The sequence below is a fragment of the Clostridium sp. genome (assembly GCF_026168755.1).
In the GTDB taxonomy this organism is placed as follows: Bacteria; Bacillota; Clostridia; order Clostridiales; family Clostridiaceae; genus Clostridium.
In genome coordinates, this window is sequence record NZ_JAPFDR010000036.1 from 1 (window position 1) to 20258 (window position 20258).

Here is a 20258-nt window from a genome sequence, read left to right on the forward strand (position 1 = left end):
GGTGTTAGTATAAAGTAGTGGACACATTTAGTCGAACTAAGTAAAATATTATTTAGTTAAGAAAGGATGTGTCCATTATGGGAAAGGGCAGAAGATACGAGCAAGAATATAAAGACATGATAGTAGATTTATTTAAGTCAGAAATGAGCTTAGCAGAGCTAAGTAGCGAATATGGCATTGTAAAATCAACAATTAATGGTTGGATTAAAAATGTAAAAGAAATTAAAGTTTATGAAAATGAAGTTATGACACTAAAAGAAGTTAAAGAGTTAAAAAAAGAAATGGCAAGGATTAAAGAGGAAAATGAAATATTAAAAAAAGCTATAGCCATATTTGCAACAAGAAATTAGATCAAGTAATAGTATTTATAGATAATAATAAAAGCAACCATGACGTTAAGACTATGTGTACCGTTCTAGGCGTAGCCAGAAGTACATATTATAAATATTTTGATAAAACTAAATCTTCAAGAGAAATAGAAAATGAGGAACTAAAAGCATCTATTACAAGTATATATAAAGCCAATAAAGGTATATATGGTGCTCCTAGAATTCATCATATACTTGATACAGAAGGTTTTAATGTCTCCATAAAGAGAGTTCAAGGAAGAATGACCGAACTTGGTCTTTGTGTAATAACCGTAAAAAAATACAATCCTCATTCAAATAAAAAAGTAGCAGAAGGTTTGGAAAACGTTTTGAAAAGAGGTTTTACAACTACTTCTATTAATGAAAAATGGGTTGGAGATATTACATATATTTATACTATCAGAGATGGTTGGTGCTATTTAGCTTCAGTTCTTAATTTACATCCAAAAAAATAATTGGCTACGCTTTCGGCAAAAGAATGACTAATGATTTAGTTATTAAAGCTTTAAAAAATGCCTATTATAGCCAAAATCCTGATAAAAATAAACAGTTAGTATTCCATACAGATTTAGGATCTCAATATACTAGTAATGATTTAAAAGAGCTATGTACAGAGTTTAATATTATACAATCATTTAGTAAAAAAGGTTGTCCATATGACAATGCTTGTATAGATTCTTTCCATTCTTCAATAAAGAAGGAAGAAATCTATAGAAATACATACCGCACCTTCGAAGAAGCAAATATAGCTATATTTAAATATATTGAAGGTTGGTATAACAGAAAAAGGCTACACTCTTCTATTAATTACATGACTCCAGATCAATGTGAATTATTAGCCAGAAGTGCAACATAAAAAAGTTTGACTTTTTGTGTCCAAGATATTGACATAAGACCATTCATATGAGACTCTATTTTTCAAAACTTTTTTATAATTCTTTTCGGAACTTTTTATAAGTAAACATAGTTGCTAATAAATTCTTATTAGCTACATAAATAATAGCAAATTTTATTACTCTAAAAGAAATAATTTACATACCAACAAGTTTACTTTTAATGCACAAAATAAATCCTCAATAAAATCAAACACTACTCTCAAATTTAAACTCACATTTAAAATATAATTCTAATAATTTTTCATCCCTTGAATTATTCATAATATAATAATATTATTCATAAATTTTAATCCTTTTTGGAAAATTGTTTACTTCTAAACAATCTGAATAAATGTGTTTCTGTACAAATTATAGAAATTACTGCAATTAAACATAAACTATATGAAATTAATAGTTACCCTTAATTAATTGTATATCTTTAAAAGTTTTTTATTACAATTCCTAAAACTTAAAGTATTTTATCTAATATTACTTATTTAATACATCTTCATCATATATAAATAAGCATCCTCTAGTGTTACTTCTGCTCTTATACAATCTATTCTAGGTTTTTCTTCTGATATAATTTTAGTCATTATCTTACCATCTACATATTGTTTAGACGATATTGTTGCATATCTAGATAACTCTAATATTTCTTTTTCATTTGTTATTAAACAATTCCATACATGATTTTCTGCATTATTTAACAATTCGCTTATTTCTCCATTAAATATTAAATTACCTTTCTGCATAATCCCTAATTTATTGCATATAGATGCTATATCTTCAATTACATGTGTTGAAAAGATAACAGTTCTTGTTTCTCCAAAATCAACTAATAAGTTCCTAATTTTTATCCTTTCTTCTGGATCTAATCCTGTTGTAGGTTCATCTACAATTAGAATTGGTGGTTCATTTAATAAAGCTTGAACTAAACCAACTCTTCTTTTCATTCCACCAGAAAGTTGTTTATTCTTCTTATTCTGTTTATCTATCAACCCTGTTTTTTCTAAATAATAATCTATTCTATCTTTGCATATGTTTTTTGGTATTCCTGACATTCTCCCTAAATATTCAAGTGAATCTCTAACTGTCAAGCTTGGGTATACTTCTAACTCCTGAGGTAGATATCCAATTTGTTTCTGTATCATTTCATAATTATTTTTTTCTAAGTTAATTCCATTAATTAAAATATTTCCTTTTGATACTGGCAATATTGTTGTTAAAACTCTCATTAACGTAGTTTTCCCTGCTCCATTTTCTCCTAATAAGCCATATATTCCTTTTTCAATATTTAGATTTAGATTATCTATAGCTTTAGTACCATTATTAAATTCTACAGTTAACCCTTTTATATTAATTGTCATATCTCTTCACCTCATTTTTATAATAAATTAAGCTGCTTTTAAATACAGTCATTCCAAATAATACAATAATAGCTCCTATTAATTTTCCAATTACCCAACTATAATCTAAATCCTTAGTAAAAAACTCACAGAAAGCAAATATATTAGCACTTTTAAAAATATTCATTCCAATAGTTGAATTTAATAAGAACCAAATAAGTACAGCTATTCCTACGCCAATACCAATTTTCTTTGTAATATTCACTAATACTACAGTTAAATATCCGAAAAATGCGATACTTACTCCTGTTGCAATTAAAGTAATTATAAGCATTGATAAGTTATCAATTTTCCCTATATTATTATTGACTTTCATTAAATACAAACTATATTGAACTAATGCTAATAATTCTACAAATAACCAAGCTATAAAAAACCTTCTTTTTACTAGCCCTATTAAAACGTCTTTAGACTTTAACTTAATAACTTCATACCTTTTTTCTAAAATCTCTAAATAAAATAAATCTGAAAAGAAAAGAATAGACAAAAGTGAACTATATGGATCAATAACGCCTCCTATTTCATCAGCATATGCTAATGGAAAAATTATAGATAATAGCATTACATATATTATACAAATCCATAACTTATATTTACTAACTACAATTACTAAATCCTGCTTCATCAAAAACGTCTCCTTTTCCAAACAACAGTTGCTATCATAAAAATAAGTATTGAAACTATTAATAATGATATTTGATTAATATACATTCCTAAAGATATTTTAGTTTCAAAAAATATTTCAGGGAATCTAATAAATATACTTAAAGGATGTGTCTTATAATGAATATTACCCTCTAATATTTCTGCACCTATATTAGAATAAAGAATATATAAAATCATAATAGGTATTGTTGGCAGTGGATTTTTAAATATAACTGTTACTAAACTATAAATTGCAAGTGCCATCACTACACTTGGTAGAATGAATATTATTACATATTTAAAAATATCAAACATGGAAGAATTAAATCCCCACTTATATGCAAGCTTCATAGCTAAAAAATTATAAAAAAGAGTTATCACAAATATTACTGGCATCATAGCTAAAAGCCCTGCTATAGCTTTCCCCCCAATATACTTTATAGATGATATGGATTTGGTATGAATCAATTCATATATATCTCTTTTACAATCCTTCATATATAATATTGGAAATAAGGCTATCATAAAGAATATTAAGCATACTCCAAAATAATCTACAAACTTTTTAGAAAACCACTCAGTATAATTTTCTTCTCCTAGTTTTTCTCTAATATAATTATTTGCTTCTTCTATAGTTGCTTGTTTCATATTAGCATCATAAAAATCATACTCTGCACTCTTATAGCCATAATTTTCATCTAAATAGTTAGCAAAATCCTCTATACTAATTCCTCGTTTATACTCTTTAATTACCTCTTGAGCTTCATTAGGTTCTACATCTAATTCTTCAACTAAATTCTTATAAATTGTACTTAACGCCAGTTGTTCTTTTTCTTTATTATTTACAGGAATATATCCATTCATTATATCTGCATCTGAAATGCTATTTTCATCTAAGGTAATAATTTGGCTGTCATTCTCAAAATATTGTACATCTAAATATTGACATAGATTCACATATACATAGCAACAGCATAGTATTAATCCAATATAATAAAAGGGTTGTTTTATTATATCTTTAATAGTCATTTTTATTATTCCTCTCATATTCTTTACCTCCATTCCTTATCTTTAAGTTTATTTTAAATTCTAAATATCAAAAAAAAATCAACTTTTGTAATTTTACAAAAAAAATTCCACCCCATTATTGGGGTAGAATTTTTTACAAATATAAAGTTATACTAACTATTGCTCCTCCATCTGCTGAATTATAAACCTTTAAATCTCCATCATATTTATCACAGAGTAGTTTAGTTATATAAAGCCCCATTCCCATATGTCCTGAAGCATAATTACTATTTTTTCTTATCTTTTTACTATCTATTTCATTAATTATTTTACTTTCAAAGCCACATCCATCATCCTTAACAATTAATATAACCTTTTTATCTTCTATATTAATATTTATAGAAATTTCACTGTTAGCAAATCTAATTGCATTGGTAATAATATTTTCATAAATCTCTAAAAATATAAACTTATCTATATTAATTTCAAAATCTTCTTTTAATTGGTTATAGTGAAGCTTTATATCAATTCCATTTTTCTTATAAAACACTTTGTTTTCTTCTTCAATATCATAAATTATTTTTAGTGCCCTTACCTTTTCATCTTTTCTATCCCGTAGTTTTACCTCATCTGCTCTTCTCATATATTCTACAAATTCTTTCAATCTTGCAATTTGAACATTACATTTATTAAGTTCCGCTAGCACCTCTTCTTTGGATATGTTGTCTTCTGGATAAAACTCTAAAATAGTTTCTACATACCCTTCTAATACCATTAGTGGAACTCTTATATCATGAGCTATTGATGCATGAAACTCCTTTTCTTCTATAATTCTATTCCACATTTTCTGATTATTATCTATCAATTGAATTCTCATCTTATCAAAAGATTTACACAGCTTACCAAACTCATCCATACAATCATACTCAATTTCAAAATCTAAATTATTGTTAAAGATTTCATTTGCCCCTATTTCTAGCAACTCTAATGGTTTTTTAAGCTTTCTCTTAAAAAATAAATATGATGTTATACTATTTAAAGTTATCGTTATTATTAATAATGTCCATGTTTCCAAAAAATCACATATATCTACTATAATATTATCTGATTGACTCATAAAACTTGAACTAATCCTCGGTGCCTCGGTTATATATCCATAATACTTATTATAAAAATCATATATTTCCTTATACTCTTCTATGGTTTTATATTTACTCCATATACTATTTTGTATAATTCTAGCCACATTCATAACTCCTATAGATATGATAACTGATAATAATGATGATATAAGTATATAATAAATTAGACTCTTTTTAATTGATAATACCCTTTTATTTAGATGTTTCCTTATCAAACCTTTTCCACCTATATCCACTACCCCATTCTGTTTCAATAAAATTTTCATCTGTAAACTCATAAATCTTTTTTCTAATTCTTCTTATATATTCAGTAACTACTTTAATATCACTATCATTTTCCTCATGCCATAATTTTAAAAATATATGTTCTTTGCTAAATATTTGTCTTTCATGTAATGCTAATAATTCTATTATCTCATATTCTTTTTTAGTTAAATCTAATCTTTGCCCATTTATAAATACTTCCATTGAAATAAGATCTATACTCATACTCCCTGTATAAATCATCTTATGAGAATACTTTGACCTCTCTTCTCTTTTCAAATTAGAAACTATCCTAGCCTCCAATTCCCTAACACTAAATGGTTTAACAATATAGTCATCTCCCCCAACTAACAATCCATTTACTTTATCTTCTTCTGTAGCTCTTGCTGTTAAAAATAAAATAGGACTCTGAGTAAAATCTCTTATTCTTTTACATACATCTATACCATTTAGTTTAGGCATATTAACATCTAAAATCACCAAATCTGGAGTATACTTCATTTTATCTAATGCTTCTTTTCCATCATATGCTGTATATATTTCATATCCTTTTAATAAAAAATAATTTGAAAGCATATCTATTAAATCCAAATCATCATCCACAATTAATAGCTTTGCCATTTTACCCCCTATATACTTCTTTAATTAAATAATACTACATTAATCAGCTTATCTTTTAACCTGTAATAACTAAATCGTATAATATTAAAATTATTCATCAAAATTTACTTATCAGATTGCATTTTTTCAAATACTATCCACTTATTATCTATATTTAATACTATCTGTTTATCTTGTGGTCCAATTTGGTATCCATATCCTTTTCCAAAATTAGACTGATTGTTTTCTTTAGGTATCTCATTTTGGTTAACCATAGATAGTATTTCTCCATCCATTGTTCCACATTTCATTGGCATTGTATTTTCTTTTTCAGTGTTATAGTACAACTCTTCATTTACCATAACTAATTGCTTTAAGCTTTCTTTTGTATTTGACTGTGTAGTATTATTATATGTTTTGCCACAACTAATAAAAAGAAAAACTGTTGTTATCATACATACCAAAAAACTTATTTTTTTCAAATTTCATTACTCCTCCTATTTTCAAATTTTGTGTAAATGTAACTTATACAAAAACTAATTCATATAATAATACAAGTGTGCAATAACTTATATTTTTATTATATATCTATTTGTAATATAATTCCATGAGAAATAGATATAATATATCCTTGTTGAAAAAAATAATAATTAGCCTAATATTTATATAAATTTCAATATCAATAAATATTAAAAGTTATTATATCTTTTTCCCTTCTCTCTATAGCAGTTTTTTTACAAAAAAACTTGCTATCTATGTTCACTCAAAAAAAAGTCTCGAAAAAATATTTTTGTATTTTTGATGAGTTATCCACAAGGGCAAACCTTCAATTGCAGAGAAAAGGTTTCCTCATTCATAAAAATGCCTCGAAAATTTCTCTCTTTAACTCACTCATCCTCACACCCATTTTTCCTACCCTAACGCAAAAAGAGCCCCATACAAAATCATTACAATTTCATATGAGACTCTATTTTTCGGAACTTTTTTATAATTCTTTTCGGAACTATTTTATAAAGTTCGGAACTTTTTTATAAGTAAACATCTAAATCATCTTATTTAGCGTGTTCTTCTACAGCAACTGCAACTGCAACTGTCATACCAACCATTGGGTTGTTACCAGCACCGATTAATCCCATCATTTCTACGTGAGCAGGAACTGATGAAGAACCAGCGAATTGAGCATCTGAGTGCATTCTTCCCATAGTATCTGTCATACCGTAAGAAGCTGGACCTGCAGCCATGTTATCTGGGTGAAGAGTTCTTCCAGTACCACCACCTGATGCAACTGAGAAGTATTTCTTACCTAATTCAATACATTCTTTTTTGTATGTTCCAGCAACTGGGTGTTGGAATCTTGTTGGGTTAGTTGAGTTACCAGTGATTGATACGTCAACACCTTCGTGATGCATTATAGCAACACCTTCTCTAACGTCGTTTGATCCATAGCAGTTAACCTTAGCTCTTGGTCCGTTAGAGTAAGCTTTTGAATTAACTATTTCTAATTTACCAGTGAAGAAATCAAATTTAGTTTCAACATAAGTAAATCCGTTAATTCTTGAAATTATCTTAGCAGCATCTTTTCCAAGACCGTTTAAGATAACTCTTAATGGTTCTTTTCTTACTTTGTTAGCTTTTTCCGCTATTTTAATAGCACCTTCAGCAGCAGCGAAAGATTCGTGACCTGCTAAGAATGCGAAACATTTAGTTTCTTCTCTTAAAAGCATAGCTCCTAAGTTACCGTGTCCTAAACCAACTTTTCTGTCATCAGCAACAGAACCTGGGATACAGAAAGCTTGTAACCCTTCTCCGATAGCTTCAGCAGCGTCAGCAGCCTTTGTGCAACCTTTCTTTATAGCGATTGCAGCACCTAAAACGTATGCCCAAGCAGCATTTTCGAATGCGATTGGTTGAGTCTCTTTAACGATTTTATATGGATCTATTCCATACTCATCACATACAGCTTTAGCATCTTCTAATGTTTTCATTCCATACTTTTCTAAAACTGGAGTGATTTGTCCTATTCTTCTTTCATAACTTTCAAATAATGCCATGTCAAAATTCCTCCTTACAAATTATTCATGTCTTGGATCGATTAATTTAACAGCGTCAGCAACTCTTCCGTATTGACCTGCAGCCTTTTCTAATGCTTCGTTAGCATCCATTCCCTTACCGATCATTTCCATCATTTTTCCTAGGTGAACGAACTTGTAACCGATGATTTCATTATCTTCATCTAATGCGATTTTAGTAATGTATCCTTCAGCCATTTCTAAGTATCTTGGACCTTTTTCTAAAGTTCCGTAAGTTGTACCAACTTGAGATCTTAACCCCTTACCTAAGTCTTCTAAACCAGCTCCGATTGGTAGTCCACCTTCAGAGAAAGCAGTTTGAGATCTTCCGTATACGATTTGTAAGAATAATTCTCTCATTGCTGTATTTATAGCATCACAAACTAAGTCTGTGTTTAAAGCTTCTAATATAGTTCTTCCTGGTAATATTTCTGAAGCCATAGCAGCTGAGTGAGTCATTCCTGAACATCCAACTGTTTCAACTAATGCTTCTTGGATAACTCCACCTTTAACGTTTAAAGTTAATTTACAAGCTCCTTGTTGAGGTGCACACCAACCTATTCCGTGAGTTAACCCTGAAATATCTGATATTTGTGTAGCTTGTACCCATTTTCCTTCAACTGGAATTGGAGCACATGCATGATTAGCGCCTTTAGCAACAACGCACATTTCTTCAACTTCTTTTGAATACATCATTATATTGATTCCTCCCTAATTAATATTAGTTATAGCTCCCCTAAATACTATGTAATAAATAGGCTGTACTTAACTGGGTCAAGATTTATCCCACTGGGAATAAATCCATCCTACCCTTATATAATAGCAGATGAATCAACCTCGAACAATAAGAAAATGATATTTTTTTATCATATTGTTAAAATTTATTATCCTTTTTTCCAAAAATTATTTTAAGTAAACCTTTTAATAATTAAAAATGATAATTATTATCAATCATCTTGCTATTTATTTACTTTTTTTGATATAATCAAATAAATTATTAATAATTATTATCAATAATTATATTTTTCTTTATTAGATAGATATAATTTCTTATATTTAAGGAGGATTTTTAATGAAAAACGTTGTTGAAATAATCAATATTGTTGCAAGACAAATATTAGATTCAAGATGCTTCCCAACTGTAGAAGTTGAAGTTATTCTTGAAGATGGAACTGTAGGAAGAGCTGCTGTACCATCTGGAGCTTCTACTGGTATATATGAAGCTGTAGAATTAAGAGATGGAAATAAAGATTACTTCATGGGTAAGGGTGTACAAACTGCTGTTAAAAACGTAAATGAAGTAATTGCTAAGGAATTAGTAGGATTTAATGTATTTGATCAAACTGCTATAGATAAAAAATTAATAGAATTAGATGGAACTGATAATAAAGGTTCTTTAGGTGCTAACGCTATATTAGGAGTTTCTTTAGCTGTAGCTCAAGCTGCTTCTAACTTCTTAGGACTACCTTTATATCAATATGTTGGTGGCGTAAATGCTAAAGTTTTACCTGTTCCAATGATGAACATAATCAATGGTGGTTCTCATGCAGATAACTCTGTTGACTTACAAGAATTCATGGTTATGCCTGTAGGATTTGATTCATTTGATAAAGCTATCCAAGCTTGTGCTGAAGTTTATCACTCTTTAAAGAAAACTTTAAATGATAAAGGTTACTCAACTGGTGTTGGTGATGAAGGTGGATTTGCTCCAAACTTAAAATCAAATGAAGAAGCTATTGAAGTTATCTTAGAAGCTATAACTAAAGCTGGATATGAACCAGGAAAAGAAATGTTTATCGCTATAGATGCTGCATCTTCTGAATACTATAAAGATGGTAAGTATGTTTTAGAACATGAAGGAAAAACTTTAACTGCAGCTGAAATGGTTGATTTCTTAGAAGCTTGGGTTAATAAATATCCAATTATCTCAATTGAAGATGGTATGGCTGAAGAAGACTGGGAAGGTTGGAAGCTTTTAACTGAAAGACTTGGAGACAAAGTTCAATTAGTTGGAGATGACTTATTTGTTACTAATACTTCTAGATTAGAAGATGGTATCCAAAGAGGTGTTGCTAACTCAATATTAATTAAGTTAAATCAAATTGGTACTTTAACAGAAACTTTAAATGCTATTGAAATGGCTAATAGAGCTGGATATACTGCAGTTATTTCTCACAGATCTGGAGAAACTGAAGATACTACTATAGCTGATTTAGTTGTAGCTGTTAATGCTGGTCAAATTAAAACTGGTGCTCCTGCAAGATCTGAAAGAGTTGCTAAGTACAATCAACTTATTAGAATTTCAGAAGAATTAGGTGAAGTTGCTGAATATAGAGGAAGAAAAGCTTTCTTTAATATAAAATAATTATTTTTCAGTTTATCTATGTAATTAGGATGATACACATTTAATAGTGTCATCCTTTTTCCATTTGTTTATATTATCCTAATGCTACATCTAAAATCATCATAGTTATAAATCCAAGTATTAATCCTATTGTTGTTAAAGCCTTATTTTCAATAGATGCTTCTGGTAATAATTCTGATCCTACAACTGATATCATAGCCCCTGCTGAAAAAGCTAAGAAAAATGGAAGCATACTTCTAACACTTATTGCTGCTATTGCACCTAAAACCCCTGCTATCGGCTCTACTATACCAGATGCTTGACCATAGAAGAAACTTTTTCCTCTCGATAGACCTTCTCTTCTTAATGGCAAAGAAACTGCAGCCCCTTCAGGAAAGTTTTGAAGCCCTATACCTAAAGCTAAACTTATAGCTGCTCCTATTGATGCAGATGGTATACCAACTGCTAATCCTCCAAAAGCCACCCCTACTGCTAACCCTTCTGGTATGTTATGAAGAGTAACTGCAACAACTAACAATATACTCTTCTTATACTTTTGTACTATTGAGTCTTTTGCCATTTCGTCATTTTCCGTTATTACACCATAAGAATATTTATCCATCATCTTATCTGCTAATATTATAAATATTCCGCCAGCAAAAAATCCTATAGCTGGTAGTATAATTTGACTATATCCTAACTCAGAACATAACTCTATTGCTGGATTCAATAGTGACCAAAAACTTGCTGCTACCATAACACCAGCCCCAAAACCAAGCATACAATTTAAAATCTTCTTATCAACAGACTTAAAGAAAAATACTAAGCATGCACCTAATGCTGTTATCGCCCATGTAAATATTGTAGCAACTAACCCCTGTACTACAGGGCTTAATTCCATAAACCATTCCATACCTTTGTATTCCTTTCTTGATACATAGTTCTATCATTATATAAGCAATATATGATAAATTCCTACAAATTGTTCTATAATATTTTCCGTAAAATACTATTCTTAATAATGTTTTTTATTGACATAAGAACTGGTATCTGTTAATATTATAAATATATTAATTATGTCGGCATGGCGGAACTGGCAGACGCACATGACTCAAAATCATGCGGGCAACCGTGTGGGTTCGATTCCCACTGCCGGCACCAATTATATATCTAACAAGTAAAAGCCTTGATATTACTCGTTTCCGTAATATCAAGGCTTTTATTTCCATATATTTTCTATAAATATTGTACAATAATTATCATTTTCTACTTCCTTCTTATCAATAATCTTATTTAAACTTATAGTGCAGCTCCCTTTGTTGGTATAGAAAACTTAGACATATCTACACCTTCATGCTCCAGTAGCCTTATTTTTTTATCAATTCCCCCAGCATATCCAGTAAGATTACCATTTGCCCCTACAACTCTATGACATGGAATAATAATAGATATTGGATTATGTCCTACTGCCCCACCAACAGCTTGACTTGACATACTTTTTTTATTCATTTTAATAGCTACCATTTTTGCTATTTCCCCATAAGTAATAGTTTCTCCATATGGAATTTCACATAAAATATCCCACACTATCTTGCGAAACTCTCCTCCGCTAGGGTCTAGTGATAACTCAGAAATCTTAGGTTTTTCACCTGCAAAATATCTATCTAACCATTGTTTTGTAGATATAAATATTTTTAATTCATCATTTTCAACTACAGGTTTTATTACAGTCTCAGTAAAGTATTTTTGCCCTTCTAACCATACACCGATTAATTTCTCTCCATCACTTGCCATTGTTATCATTCCTAATGGTGATGAATAACTTGTTAAATAATTCATATTTAATCTCCTCTTATTTCTATATTCTCTCCATATTTTTTGCTTTGCTATTAAAAGAAAATCTGATAGAATATATAAAAAACTATTAGATAAAACTTAAGGAGAGATATTATGTTTAATATTTTAAAAGAAAAAAGTCCAGTAATTAAAATTTCACAAATTATTTTATTTATTACTACTGCATTATACATATTAGAATCTATTTTTCTAGCTGGACTGTTTACTAATATTATGTTAGCTACTCTTAATCTTTTAGTTAGTATTATTTGTATAATAATATCACTTGTAAAAAAAGAATATAAGCTAACTATTATTGATTTACTTCTTGCAGCAATTACTATCGCTATATTTATGTATCTAGCAGCTTTATAATAAACCTCCCCCTACTTTACTATTAACGAAAGTAGAGGGATCTTTATTATTTAATTAATTCTTCTTTTTCCTAATTAATCCTACTCCACTCAATAAAGTAGTAATAGCACTCATTAATGAAACTGTAACACCTGCTGTTCATGTTTGTGGCAATTTCCCTGTGATTGAATTCTCACTACTTGAATTATTTTTACTTGAATTTGAACTTTCTCCTAAATTAGTATTTGAATTCGAAGATTCAACTAAAGAGTTCTTAGCATTTTTAATATTTTCTAAAGCTGTATTTACTTCTTTTTAAGTAGCTTCTTCATTAGCTAATACCCTATTAGCATCTTCTAAAGCCTTTTCTACTACCTCTACACTTTTACCTGTATATTTACTTAAATCAATGCCTTGAACCTCCTTAATTAATCCTTCAAGTAAAGACTTATCTGGAGCTAATCTTAATTCTAAATAAGCTTTTAATAATGTATTATATGAAGACTCCACTTCTTCTTGAGTTGATGATTCATTTATTAATATAGAATTTGCAGCTTTAAGGGCATTTTCAAATTGTGTCCATGTTGATGGTATATACTTTGAAGAATCTGTTTCCTTTACTTTATATACTAAACCTTGAAGTACAGACTTATCAATTTTCTTTTCTAGTTCTGATTTATCTATAACTTTATTTATTATAATACTATTACCTAACTCTATATCTCCATTTAAAGTTGTATTTTTACCAACTGTATTTAATATTTCAATATCATTATTGACTTCTAATACTAAATTAAATGTTCCTTCACTTAATGTTGTCGGTAATATTCCTTCAAATGATGCTATAATAGTTCCATCTTTTGTTGTAAATAATGCAGGTATTCTAAAGTTTTGAGAGCCTAAATCACCTGGTTTAAACAAATCTAGTGGTTCTGTTTTCATACCTTCTGGTAGTATTTCTTCTTCTAATGGATTAACACTAACTACTCCTGCACTTAATGTTGCATTAGTAGTTTTAACTTCTCCAGCTAATTTACCATTAATAAAAATTTTATATCCTTCTCCGCTTGTAACTTTTAAAGCTACAGTATTTATACCCTTATTTAAAACTGCTGATGACTTTCCAGTAGCTATATTTCCACTTTGATTTCTTACTTCGAATCCAACAGTATTATTAGCTATATAAATTAACTTCTGCTATTGATGCAAATCCAGCTCCTGCTTCTATAGCTGTTATCTTAATCTTTTCTGCTTTAACTGGTTCATCGAAATCAACAACTTTAGCTGAATTATCTAATTTCCAATTCCCAGTTGATACTAAAGTCTCCTCATCACCATTAATTGCATAAATCTCATATTAAAATAAGTTTCATCTCATCTATTAAAAAGTATTATAATATATTTTATATTTATTAATTTTAATATAAATAATAAAGCTATATGTTGGAGGTATTTTATGTGTCTTTTAAAAAAAGGTGATCATATTGGTATTGTTGCCTGTTCTAATGGTCAACCATTAACTAATAAACCTAAAATTGACTTATTAATTGAAAATTTAAAAAACTTAGGACTGGATACTATTTGCAGTGAATATATTTATGAAGTTAATTCACCTTTTAATGGTTCCCCTGAAGAGAAAGGAAAATCTTTTATGAATTTATATAAAAGTAATGAAATAAAAGCAATTTTTGATATTTCAGGTGGTGATTTAGCTAATGAAGTTTTAGACTATTTAGATTATGACTATATATCTAAAAATCCTAAACCATTCTTTGGTTATAGTGATTTAACTACAGTACTAAATGCTATTTATTCTCAAACTAATAATCCAGTTTATCTTTATCAAATAAGAAATCTTATTTATTCTGATAGTGAAAATCAAAAAGCTAATTTTACTAATAGTTTATTTAATAATAAAAATGACTTATTTAATTTTTCTTATAAATTTATTCAAGGTAAAAAGATAGAAGGAACTGTTGTAGGTGGAAATATTCGTTGCCTTTTAAAATTAGCAGGTACTAAATATATGCCTGATTTTACGAATAAAGTTTTATTTTTAGAAAGCATGGGTGGTGAAGCTGGCCTTATGTCTGCCTTTTTAAATCAACTTAAGCAAATAGGAGCTTTTGATAAAATTCAAGGTTTAATACTAGGTACTTTCAGCAAAATGCAGGAAAATAATATATCTCCTACTATTGAAGAATTAGTAGTAAAAATAGCAAATAACCCTAATTTACCTATTGCTAAAACAGAGGAAATTGGTCATGGATCTAACTCCAAGTGTATTATTATAGGTAAAAACATTACTCTTTCATAATTTAGAAGCTACAATTGTGGCTTCTTTTTTTGTAATTTATTTTAAAATATTATTGACTCTTAACAAGCAAACTGATATTATATGTGTATATAATATATATACACTTAGATACGGAGGTGAGCACTTGGATATATTAATTAATAATTCCTCGCCAGTGGCACTGTATGAACAAATAGAAACTCAAATTAAAAATCAAATATTAAATGGAAACTTAAAGCCAGGAGATCCACTCCCTTCAATAAGAACATTAGCAAAGGAACTTAAAGTAAGTATTATAACTTCTAAAAGATCTTATGAAGAACTAGAAAAAGAAGGCTTTATTGAAACAGTTGTAGGTAAGGGTACCTTTGTTTCTGCTTCTAATTCAGAAAGATTAAGAGAGGTTGCCATGGCTGAAATGGAAAATAGACTTGAATCTGTAATAATCTCTGCTAAATCTCTAGGCTTAACATTAGATGAATGTATTGAAATTTTTAAAAGTATTTATGAGGAGGTATAAATATGAATTCTATTGAAATTCGTAATTTACAAAAAAATTATAAAAACTTTTCTTTAACTATAGACAACCTTCATATACCTGAAGGATATATTACTGGATTTATTGGTCCAAATGGCTCTGGTAAAACTACTACTATTAAATCTTTACTTGGAATGGTTAAGCCTGATTCTGGCGAAATTAAAATATTAAATTCCAATATTAATAAAGATACTAAAACAAAAGAAAATATTGCTTATGTTGGTGATGAATCTGGATTCCTAGAAGAAAGTAAATTATCTAATCTTCATAAAATAATATCTAAATTTTATTCTAACTGGGATGAAGAATTATATAAAAAATATATAAATAAATTTCAAATAAATGAATCTAAAACCTATAAGGATTTATCTAAAGGGCAAAAAAAGCAATTTGAACTTATAATGGCTTTATCTCATCATCCAAAGCTATTAATAATGGATGAACCAACATCTAGTTTAGACCCTATAATAAGAAATGAATTTTTAGAGCTTATGCAAGATCATATAGAAATAGATAATATGACTGTCTTTTATTCTACTCATATAACTACAGATTTAGATAAGGCTGCTGATTATATAGTAATGATATATAACGGGAAAATACTTCTTAAAGGTGAAAAGGACGAAATTTTAGATAATCATGTAATTGTTAAAATAAAAAAAGAGTTAGTGGATAATAGTATTAAAAAAGAGTTTATTTCATTAAAAGAAAGCGCTTTTGGCTTTGAAGGCTTAATCTCTGATAAAAGTAAAGCTTATGAACTTTTTGGTGATGAAGCAATTTATGAAAAATGTACTCTTGAAGATATTTTATTATATTACACTAGGAGGGAATAATTTATGAATAATATTGTCAATTTATTGAAACTTCAATTTAATTCATTAATATCTATAAGGAAAAATTTAATTTTAACATTAGCACTTTCTATATTTTTAGCAGCTGTACAACCAAATATGATTGTTTTTGCTGGTGCAATATATTTAATGATGACTACCTATTCAATTACCTTTTACGAAGAAAGAAGTAAAATGAATTATTTAATTTATTCTTTGCCAATTAAAGTTAATGAATATATTTTCTCTAAATATATTTATTGTTTATTAAATACACTTATTGCTGTAGTTGTATCTACTATTTTATCTACAATTGTAAAAATAATAGGAATACATGATTTAACTTATTCTATGCCTATATACGCAATACCTTTAGTTACTATTGGAATCGGAGTATTTTTTACTTCAGTATTAATGCCTGCTACTCTTTTGCTAGGATTTGAAAACGGAAGATATGTTCTTACATTTATCGCCATAACTCCAATGGCATTTTCTACTGCATTACTAGAAATAATATCTGAAATCAATATAACTTTTAATCCTACAATATTAACTATTTTAGGAATATTAATTTCTATTACAGTATTACTTGTTTCTTATTTTATTACATGCAATAAATTTGCTAAAAAGGAAGTTCAATGAAATAAAAAAGATGTCGCATTAGCATAAACTTAGTCATTATAAACACAAAGGTTGAAAACTATATTATATAATTTTCAACCTTTATATCCTAATTATTATTTAAATCCAAATAAAAATTTGCTTCTGTTAATTTTTGATATGGTGCTACCCAAAGAGCTGCTATGCCAAACGTTAATATAGAAAGTAACCACCATCCTATAAATGTTAGATTTAAATAAAATAAATCCCACTTATGTCCATTCATTAAATTAACACTTTCATTTATACACTGTGTTATTGATTTGCTTGGATCCTCTGACAATATATAAAATGCTTGCGAAAACATAAGCGATACTATTATACCTGGTACTATAAATAATAAAGTTCCTGCTAAAACAGCTAGCGTTATTAAAATATTTAATCCCAATGTTTTCAAGTAAATATTAAAACTTGAAAATAATGTATCAAATCTAGGTTCTCGCCTCTTAGTTGCCATATCCAATAAAAACCTACACAACCCAACTGATATAACACCGCCTAATAATAAGGTAATTAAATCTAAAGAATATGACACTCCATCCATACCTAGCTTAGAAGCTACCTTATATCCCATCTCTACTTGTAATATTATATTAGAAACCAACACCGTACCTATTGCTACTGCCCAATTACCTCTTAACTGTTCCTTTGCTCTACCTTTTAATTCTGCTGTATCCACAGCATCACCCCCTATATTTTATTATGAAAATATGATAACATTTGTTAATATTATTTTTCATACTCGTAAATATGATAATTACATTCATTCATTCCTAAATTAGAATAGGTATTTTGTGCTACATAATTTTCTCTCTCAACATATAATCTTATTCCGCATATATTTTCATCTTTATCACACATATCCTTTATATAAGTATATAATGCTTTAAAGATTCCCATTCCTCTATTTTCTTTATTTACATAAACACTTTGCACCCATAAAAAAGTTCCATTTCTCCAATCACTCCACTCATAAGTATACATGATTTGTCCAACAACCTTGCCATCTATCTCACAAACATGATAAACACCCTTACTTTCATCCTCAATTAATCTTTTAACACCACTAGTTAAAATACTCATATTAAGCTTTTTATCTTCCGTTTCAAATGCAAGATTATAATTATATTTAGCTATAATACTTACATCATCTAATGTTGCTCTTCTTATTTTCATCTTAACCTCTCCTAAAGAATTATTCTCCAAATATATCTCTATAGTACCATAGCCTTTATATATTGTTAATATTTCTTATATAAATATATCAAAATATTTATCTTCTTAATAAGCCTATACAAGAAAAAAGCATAAAGAAATCATATTAAAATTTCTTTATACCTTTTTACTTTTCTACTTCATCTTATTTAAAGTGCTCTTCATATTTTCTAAAGCATCTTTAAACTTCTCTTTTGCTTCTCCTCCAAGCTCTTCAATTTCATTAATCACGTTGCTAATTTCATCGCCTATTTCTTGTGAAAGTCTTCCTTGTTTAATCTTTTTACTGATTTGATTTACCTTTTTCTCAAGTTTTTCAAAAGCCATAATTAAAACCTCCAATGTATATAAATAATTTTATATAATTATCTTATCCATTTTATATTTTAAAATACTTACAGCTTTCTGATAACCTTTACACAAAGTGTATGATTTTAAATCAACTCTCTGAGTAAATCCATCCTAACTTCATATAATTCTATAGAATCTTCCTTTAAATACTTCCAGTAGTTTTTATTTTCCTTTAAATCCCTCAATAATTCATTTATCTTACTATTACTAACTTCATTTTCTTTAGCCAATAAACCTATAGTTAATATAAAAGTTCCGCACTCTTCATCTTCTTCAAGCAAATTCTCATTATTAAAAACCACTTCATTAATTGCATCATTTTCATCCATTCCCTGCTCTAAATACTCTTGAAACTCATCTCTTATATCAACAGCTAAATCATCATCATAAATATCTAATCCCCATACTCCCATAAAAAATCCAATCCTCCACACATCTTTTTATACTTTTTAAATATTATATGAGACTATATTTTATAAAATTCATTATATCTATTTCTTTATTTAAAAATAGAGACGTATTTTTTACGCCTCTACTATAATGATTATTGCCTAAATATATATTCCTTTATTATTCCAAAGAACTCTCGTACATAAAATACTAATGCTGAAGCCTTATGTGATGGTGCTGGATAACTATAAGTATTAAACCCAACCTCTTTTGCTAAAAACTTAGCTCTATACATATGAAAATTATTAGATATTATAGTTATTGTAAAATCTTCTTTTCCAGTCTCTCCTTCTAAAACATTTTTAGTATATAAAAAATTCTCATAAGTATTTGTTGATTTATCTTCCATTATAATTAGGCTTGGATCAACACCATTATCCACTAAGAAATTTCTCATAGCTAAAGCTTCAGTCATATCTTCACCTTCGCCTTGCCCTCCAGATACCACTATTTTCACATTTGGATGCATATCATGAAAATCTAATGCAGTTTCTAATCTATATAGCAAGGATGCACTTATACTACGCCCCCTTAAACCAGCTCCTAAAACCACTAAATAATCTGGCTTCTCCGTATCATGATGATGTCCATTATAAATTATAATACTCTCAATTCCTATAAATATTACTAAGCCTATAGTAAATAAAGTTGTGATTATTATTCTATAAACCCTAGGAATATGCCCCCAAATATCTATATTAAACTTTAATTCAACGTAACCATAAATCAGCAAAACTATCCCTAACATACAAAAAACGTTAGAAAAAGCTACAAATCCAAACATCATCTTTAACATTAAATAATACAAAATTAATAATATCCCTATAATTTCGGAAAAAAAATATATACTCTTTTTTCTCTTTGCCATATAATTATTCATAAATTTTTCCTTCCCAATTCTTTTTATTATATTATAAAATATAAAGTTGTTAATATAAAATATTATTTTACTTTTTATCTAATAAAACAATTAATTATATTATTAGTTTTCATTTTTATTA

The 20258-nt window shown here is 28.3% G+C and carries 23 protein-coding genes, 1 tRNA gene and 1 pseudogene; 9 read left to right on the forward strand and 16 right to left on the reverse strand.

Translation table 11 applies throughout. The features are described from left to right. Positions 1-77: 77 nt before the first annotated feature. Positions 78-1224: pseudogene (locus Q0Y03_RS11655) on the forward strand (IS3 family transposase). A 516-nt stretch (positions 1225-1740) separates the two neighbouring features. Here Q0Y03_RS11655 and Q0Y03_RS11660 read toward each other — a convergent pair. From Q0Y03_RS11660 to Q0Y03_RS11695, 8 genes are all read right to left on the reverse strand, one after another. Beyond that, the gene (locus tag Q0Y03_RS11660; RefSeq protein WP_297713993.1) at positions 1741-2613 is read right to left on the reverse strand and encodes an ABC transporter ATP-binding protein; all 873 of its coding nucleotides are present in this window, start codon (positions 2611-2613) and stop codon (positions 1741-1743) included. Continuing rightward, entirely contained in the window at positions 2603-3277 is a 675-nt protein-coding gene (locus Q0Y03_RS11665) for a hypothetical protein (protein WP_297713994.1), read from the reverse strand. The genes Q0Y03_RS11660 and Q0Y03_RS11665 overlap by 11 nt, the downstream gene beginning before the upstream one ends. Continuing rightward, positions 3277-4344, reverse strand: a complete 1068-nt coding sequence (locus Q0Y03_RS11670; RefSeq protein ID WP_297713995.1) for a hypothetical protein — start codon at positions 4342-4344, stop codon at positions 3277-3279. Before Q0Y03_RS11670 ends, Q0Y03_RS11665 begins: the two co-directional genes overlap by 1 nt. A gap of 115 nt (positions 4345-4459) precedes the next feature. Then, positions 4460-5551: a HAMP domain-containing sensor histidine kinase gene (locus Q0Y03_RS11675; RefSeq protein ID WP_297713996.1), complete on the reverse strand. Its 1092-nt coding sequence runs from the start codon at positions 5549-5551 to the stop codon at positions 4460-4462. A gap of 88 nt (positions 5552-5639) precedes the next feature. Beyond that, a complete protein-coding gene (locus Q0Y03_RS11680; RefSeq protein WP_297713997.1) occupies positions 5640-6332 on the reverse strand; it encodes a response regulator transcription factor in 693 nt (230 codons plus the stop codon). A gap of 104 nt (positions 6333-6436) precedes the next feature. Continuing rightward, entirely contained in the window at positions 6437-6793 is a 357-nt protein-coding gene (locus Q0Y03_RS11685; RefSeq protein ID WP_297713998.1) for a hypothetical protein, read from the reverse strand. A gap of 570 nt (positions 6794-7363) precedes the next feature. Continuing rightward, positions 7364-8362 (reverse strand): GGGtGRT protein, encoded by a 999-nt coding sequence (locus Q0Y03_RS11690; RefSeq protein WP_291676474.1) that lies wholly within the window; start codon positions 8360-8362, stop codon positions 7364-7366. 21 nt (positions 8363-8383) lie between these two features. After that, positions 8384-9076 carry a nitrogen fixation protein NifU gene (locus Q0Y03_RS11695; protein WP_042396479.1) on the reverse strand — a complete coding sequence of 231 codons (693 nt, stop codon included), beginning with the start codon at positions 9074-9076 and terminating at the stop codon, positions 8384-8386. A gap of 376 nt (positions 9077-9452) precedes the next feature. Here Q0Y03_RS11695 and eno point away from each other — a divergent pair, with 376 nt between their 5' ends. Next, a complete protein-coding gene (eno, locus tag Q0Y03_RS11700; RefSeq protein ID WP_297713999.1) occupies positions 9453-10745 on the forward strand; it encodes a phosphopyruvate hydratase in 1293 nt (430 codons plus the stop codon). A 73-nt stretch (positions 10746-10818) separates the two neighbouring features. Here the strand turns inward: eno and Q0Y03_RS11705 are convergent, their stop codons facing one another. Continuing rightward, a complete protein-coding gene (locus Q0Y03_RS11705) occupies positions 10819-11637 on the reverse strand; it encodes a ZIP family metal transporter (protein WP_297714000.1) in 819 nt (272 codons plus the stop codon). Between the two features lie 165 nt (positions 11638-11802). On the opposite strand from Q0Y03_RS11705, the gene Q0Y03_RS11710 reads away from it, so the two are divergent. After that, positions 11803-11885 (forward strand) — tRNA-Leu (locus Q0Y03_RS11710). A gap of 138 nt (positions 11886-12023) precedes the next feature. Here Q0Y03_RS11710 and Q0Y03_RS11715 read toward each other — a convergent pair. Continuing rightward, on the reverse strand, positions 12024-12563 hold the full coding sequence (locus Q0Y03_RS11715; RefSeq protein WP_297714001.1) for a methylated-DNA--[protein]-cysteine S-methyltransferase: 540 nt from the start codon (positions 12561-12563) through the stop codon (positions 12024-12026). A gap of 111 nt (positions 12564-12674) precedes the next feature. Here Q0Y03_RS11715 and Q0Y03_RS11720 point away from each other — a divergent pair, with 111 nt between their 5' ends. Together Q0Y03_RS11720 and Q0Y03_RS11725 are read left to right on the forward strand one after the other, a co-directional pair. After that, positions 12675-12935 carry a hypothetical protein gene (locus Q0Y03_RS11720; RefSeq protein ID WP_297714002.1) on the forward strand — a complete coding sequence of 87 codons (261 nt, stop codon included), beginning with the start codon at positions 12675-12677 and terminating at the stop codon, positions 12933-12935. Between the two features lie 160 nt (positions 12936-13095). Then, on the forward strand, positions 13096-13233 hold the full coding sequence (locus Q0Y03_RS11725; RefSeq protein ID WP_297714003.1) for a hypothetical protein: 138 nt from the start codon (positions 13096-13098) through the stop codon (positions 13231-13233). On the opposite strand, the gene Q0Y03_RS11730 is transcribed toward Q0Y03_RS11725, so the two are convergent. Continuing rightward, entirely contained in the window at positions 13230-13856 is a 627-nt protein-coding gene (locus tag Q0Y03_RS11730; RefSeq protein WP_297714004.1) for a sialidase family protein, read from the reverse strand. The two genes, Q0Y03_RS11725 and Q0Y03_RS11730, sit on opposite strands and share 4 nt — an antisense overlap. A gap of 514 nt (positions 13857-14370) precedes the next feature. Here Q0Y03_RS11730 and Q0Y03_RS11735 point away from each other — a divergent pair. The 4 genes from Q0Y03_RS11735 (at position 14371) to Q0Y03_RS11750 (ending at position 17223) form a co-directional block, all read left to right on the forward strand. Then, a complete protein-coding gene (locus Q0Y03_RS11735) occupies positions 14371-15231 on the forward strand; it encodes a S66 peptidase family protein (protein WP_297714005.1) in 861 nt (286 codons plus the stop codon). Positions 15232-15355: 124 nt separating this feature from the next. After that, complete coding sequence (locus tag Q0Y03_RS11740; protein WP_294139348.1) at positions 15356-15730, forward strand: GntR family transcriptional regulator; 375 nt, start codon at positions 15356-15358, stop codon at positions 15728-15730. 2 nt (positions 15731-15732) lie between these two features. Beyond that, positions 15733-16584, forward strand: coding sequence for an ABC transporter ATP-binding protein (locus tag Q0Y03_RS11745; RefSeq protein ID WP_297714006.1), 852 nt, complete (start codon positions 15733-15735; stop codon positions 16582-16584). Positions 16585-16587: 3 nt separating this feature from the next. After that, a complete protein-coding gene (locus Q0Y03_RS11750) occupies positions 16588-17223 on the forward strand; it encodes an ABC-2 transporter permease (protein WP_297714007.1) in 636 nt (211 codons plus the stop codon). 88 nt (positions 17224-17311) lie between these two features. On the opposite strand, the gene Q0Y03_RS11755 is transcribed toward Q0Y03_RS11750, so the two are convergent. The 5 genes from Q0Y03_RS11755 to Q0Y03_RS11775 all read right to left on the reverse strand — a co-directional run bounded on the left by Q0Y03_RS11755 (position 17312) and on the right by Q0Y03_RS11775 (position 20137). Further along, the gene (locus Q0Y03_RS11755; RefSeq protein WP_297714008.1) at positions 17312-17920 is read right to left on the reverse strand and encodes a DUF975 family protein; all 609 of its coding nucleotides are present in this window, start codon (positions 17918-17920) and stop codon (positions 17312-17314) included. 50 nt (positions 17921-17970) lie between these two features. Further along, positions 17971-18417, reverse strand: coding sequence for a GNAT family N-acetyltransferase (locus tag Q0Y03_RS11760; RefSeq protein ID WP_297714009.1), 447 nt, complete (start codon positions 18415-18417; stop codon positions 17971-17973). Positions 18418-18591: 174 nt separating this feature from the next. Further along, a complete protein-coding gene (locus tag Q0Y03_RS11765; RefSeq protein WP_297714010.1) occupies positions 18592-18783 on the reverse strand; it encodes a hypothetical protein in 192 nt (63 codons plus the stop codon). Positions 18784-18890: 107 nt separating this feature from the next. Next, positions 18891-19220 carry a hypothetical protein gene (locus Q0Y03_RS11770; RefSeq protein WP_297714011.1) on the reverse strand — a complete coding sequence of 110 codons (330 nt, stop codon included), beginning with the start codon at positions 19218-19220 and terminating at the stop codon, positions 18891-18893. Between the two features lie 131 nt (positions 19221-19351). Continuing rightward, positions 19352-20137, reverse strand: a complete 786-nt coding sequence (locus Q0Y03_RS11775; RefSeq protein WP_297714012.1) for a YdcF family protein — start codon at positions 20135-20137, stop codon at positions 19352-19354. Positions 20138-20258: the final 121 nt, after the last annotated feature.

Coding starts and splice junctions, on each gene's coding strand:
- Q0Y03_RS11660 (WP_297713993.1), bottom strand. CDS start 2,613: ATGACAATTAATATAAAAGGGTTAACTGTAGAATTTAATAATGGTACT.
- Q0Y03_RS11665 (WP_297713994.1), bottom strand. CDS start 3,277: ATGAAGCAGGATTTAGTAATTGTAGTTAGTAAATATAAGTTATGGATT.
- Q0Y03_RS11670 (WP_297713995.1), bottom strand. CDS start 4,344: ATGAGAGGAATAATAAAAATGACTATTAAAGATATAATAAAACAACCC.
- Q0Y03_RS11680 (WP_297713997.1), bottom strand. CDS start 6,332: ATGGCAAAGCTATTAATTGTGGATGATGATTTGGATTTAATAGATATG.
- Q0Y03_RS11690 (WP_291676474.1), bottom strand. CDS start 8,362: ATGGCATTATTTGAAAGTTATGAAAGAAGAATAGGACAAATCACTCCA.
- Q0Y03_RS11695 (WP_042396479.1), bottom strand. CDS start 9,076: ATGATGTATTCAAAAGAAGTTGAAGAAATGTGCGTTGTTGCTAAAGGC.
- eno (WP_297713999.1), top strand. CDS start 9,453: ATGAAAAACGTTGTTGAAATAATCAATATTGTTGCAAGACAAATATTA.
- Q0Y03_RS11705 (WP_297714000.1), bottom strand. CDS start 11,637: ATGGAATGGTTTATGGAATTAAGCCCTGTAGTACAGGGGTTAGTTGCT.
- Q0Y03_RS11715 (WP_297714001.1), bottom strand. CDS start 12,563: ATGAATTATTTAACAAGTTATTCATCACCATTAGGAATGATAACAATG.
- Q0Y03_RS11720 (WP_297714002.1), top strand. CDS start 12,675: ATGTTTAATATTTTAAAAGAAAAAAGTCCAGTAATTAAAATTTCACAA.
- Q0Y03_RS11730 (WP_297714004.1), bottom strand. CDS start 13,856: ATGAAAACAGAACCACTAGATTTGTTTAAACCAGGTGATTTAGGCTCT.
- Q0Y03_RS11735 (WP_297714005.1), top strand. CDS start 14,371: ATGTGTCTTTTAAAAAAAGGTGATCATATTGGTATTGTTGCCTGTTCT.
- Q0Y03_RS11745 (WP_297714006.1), top strand. CDS start 15,733: ATGAATTCTATTGAAATTCGTAATTTACAAAAAAATTATAAAAACTTT.
- Q0Y03_RS11750 (WP_297714007.1), top strand. CDS start 16,588: ATGAATAATATTGTCAATTTATTGAAACTTCAATTTAATTCATTAATA.
- Q0Y03_RS11760 (WP_297714009.1), bottom strand. CDS start 18,417: ATGAAAATAAGAAGAGCAACATTAGATGATGTAAGTATTATAGCTAAA.
- Q0Y03_RS11765 (WP_297714010.1), bottom strand. CDS start 18,783: ATGGCTTTTGAAAAACTTGAGAAAAAGGTAAATCAAATCAGTAAAAAG.
- Q0Y03_RS11770 (WP_297714011.1), bottom strand. CDS start 19,220: ATGGGAGTATGGGGATTAGATATTTATGATGATGATTTAGCTGTTGAT.
- Q0Y03_RS11775 (WP_297714012.1), bottom strand. CDS start 20,137: ATGAATAATTATATGGCAAAGAGAAAAAAGAGTATATATTTTTTTTCC.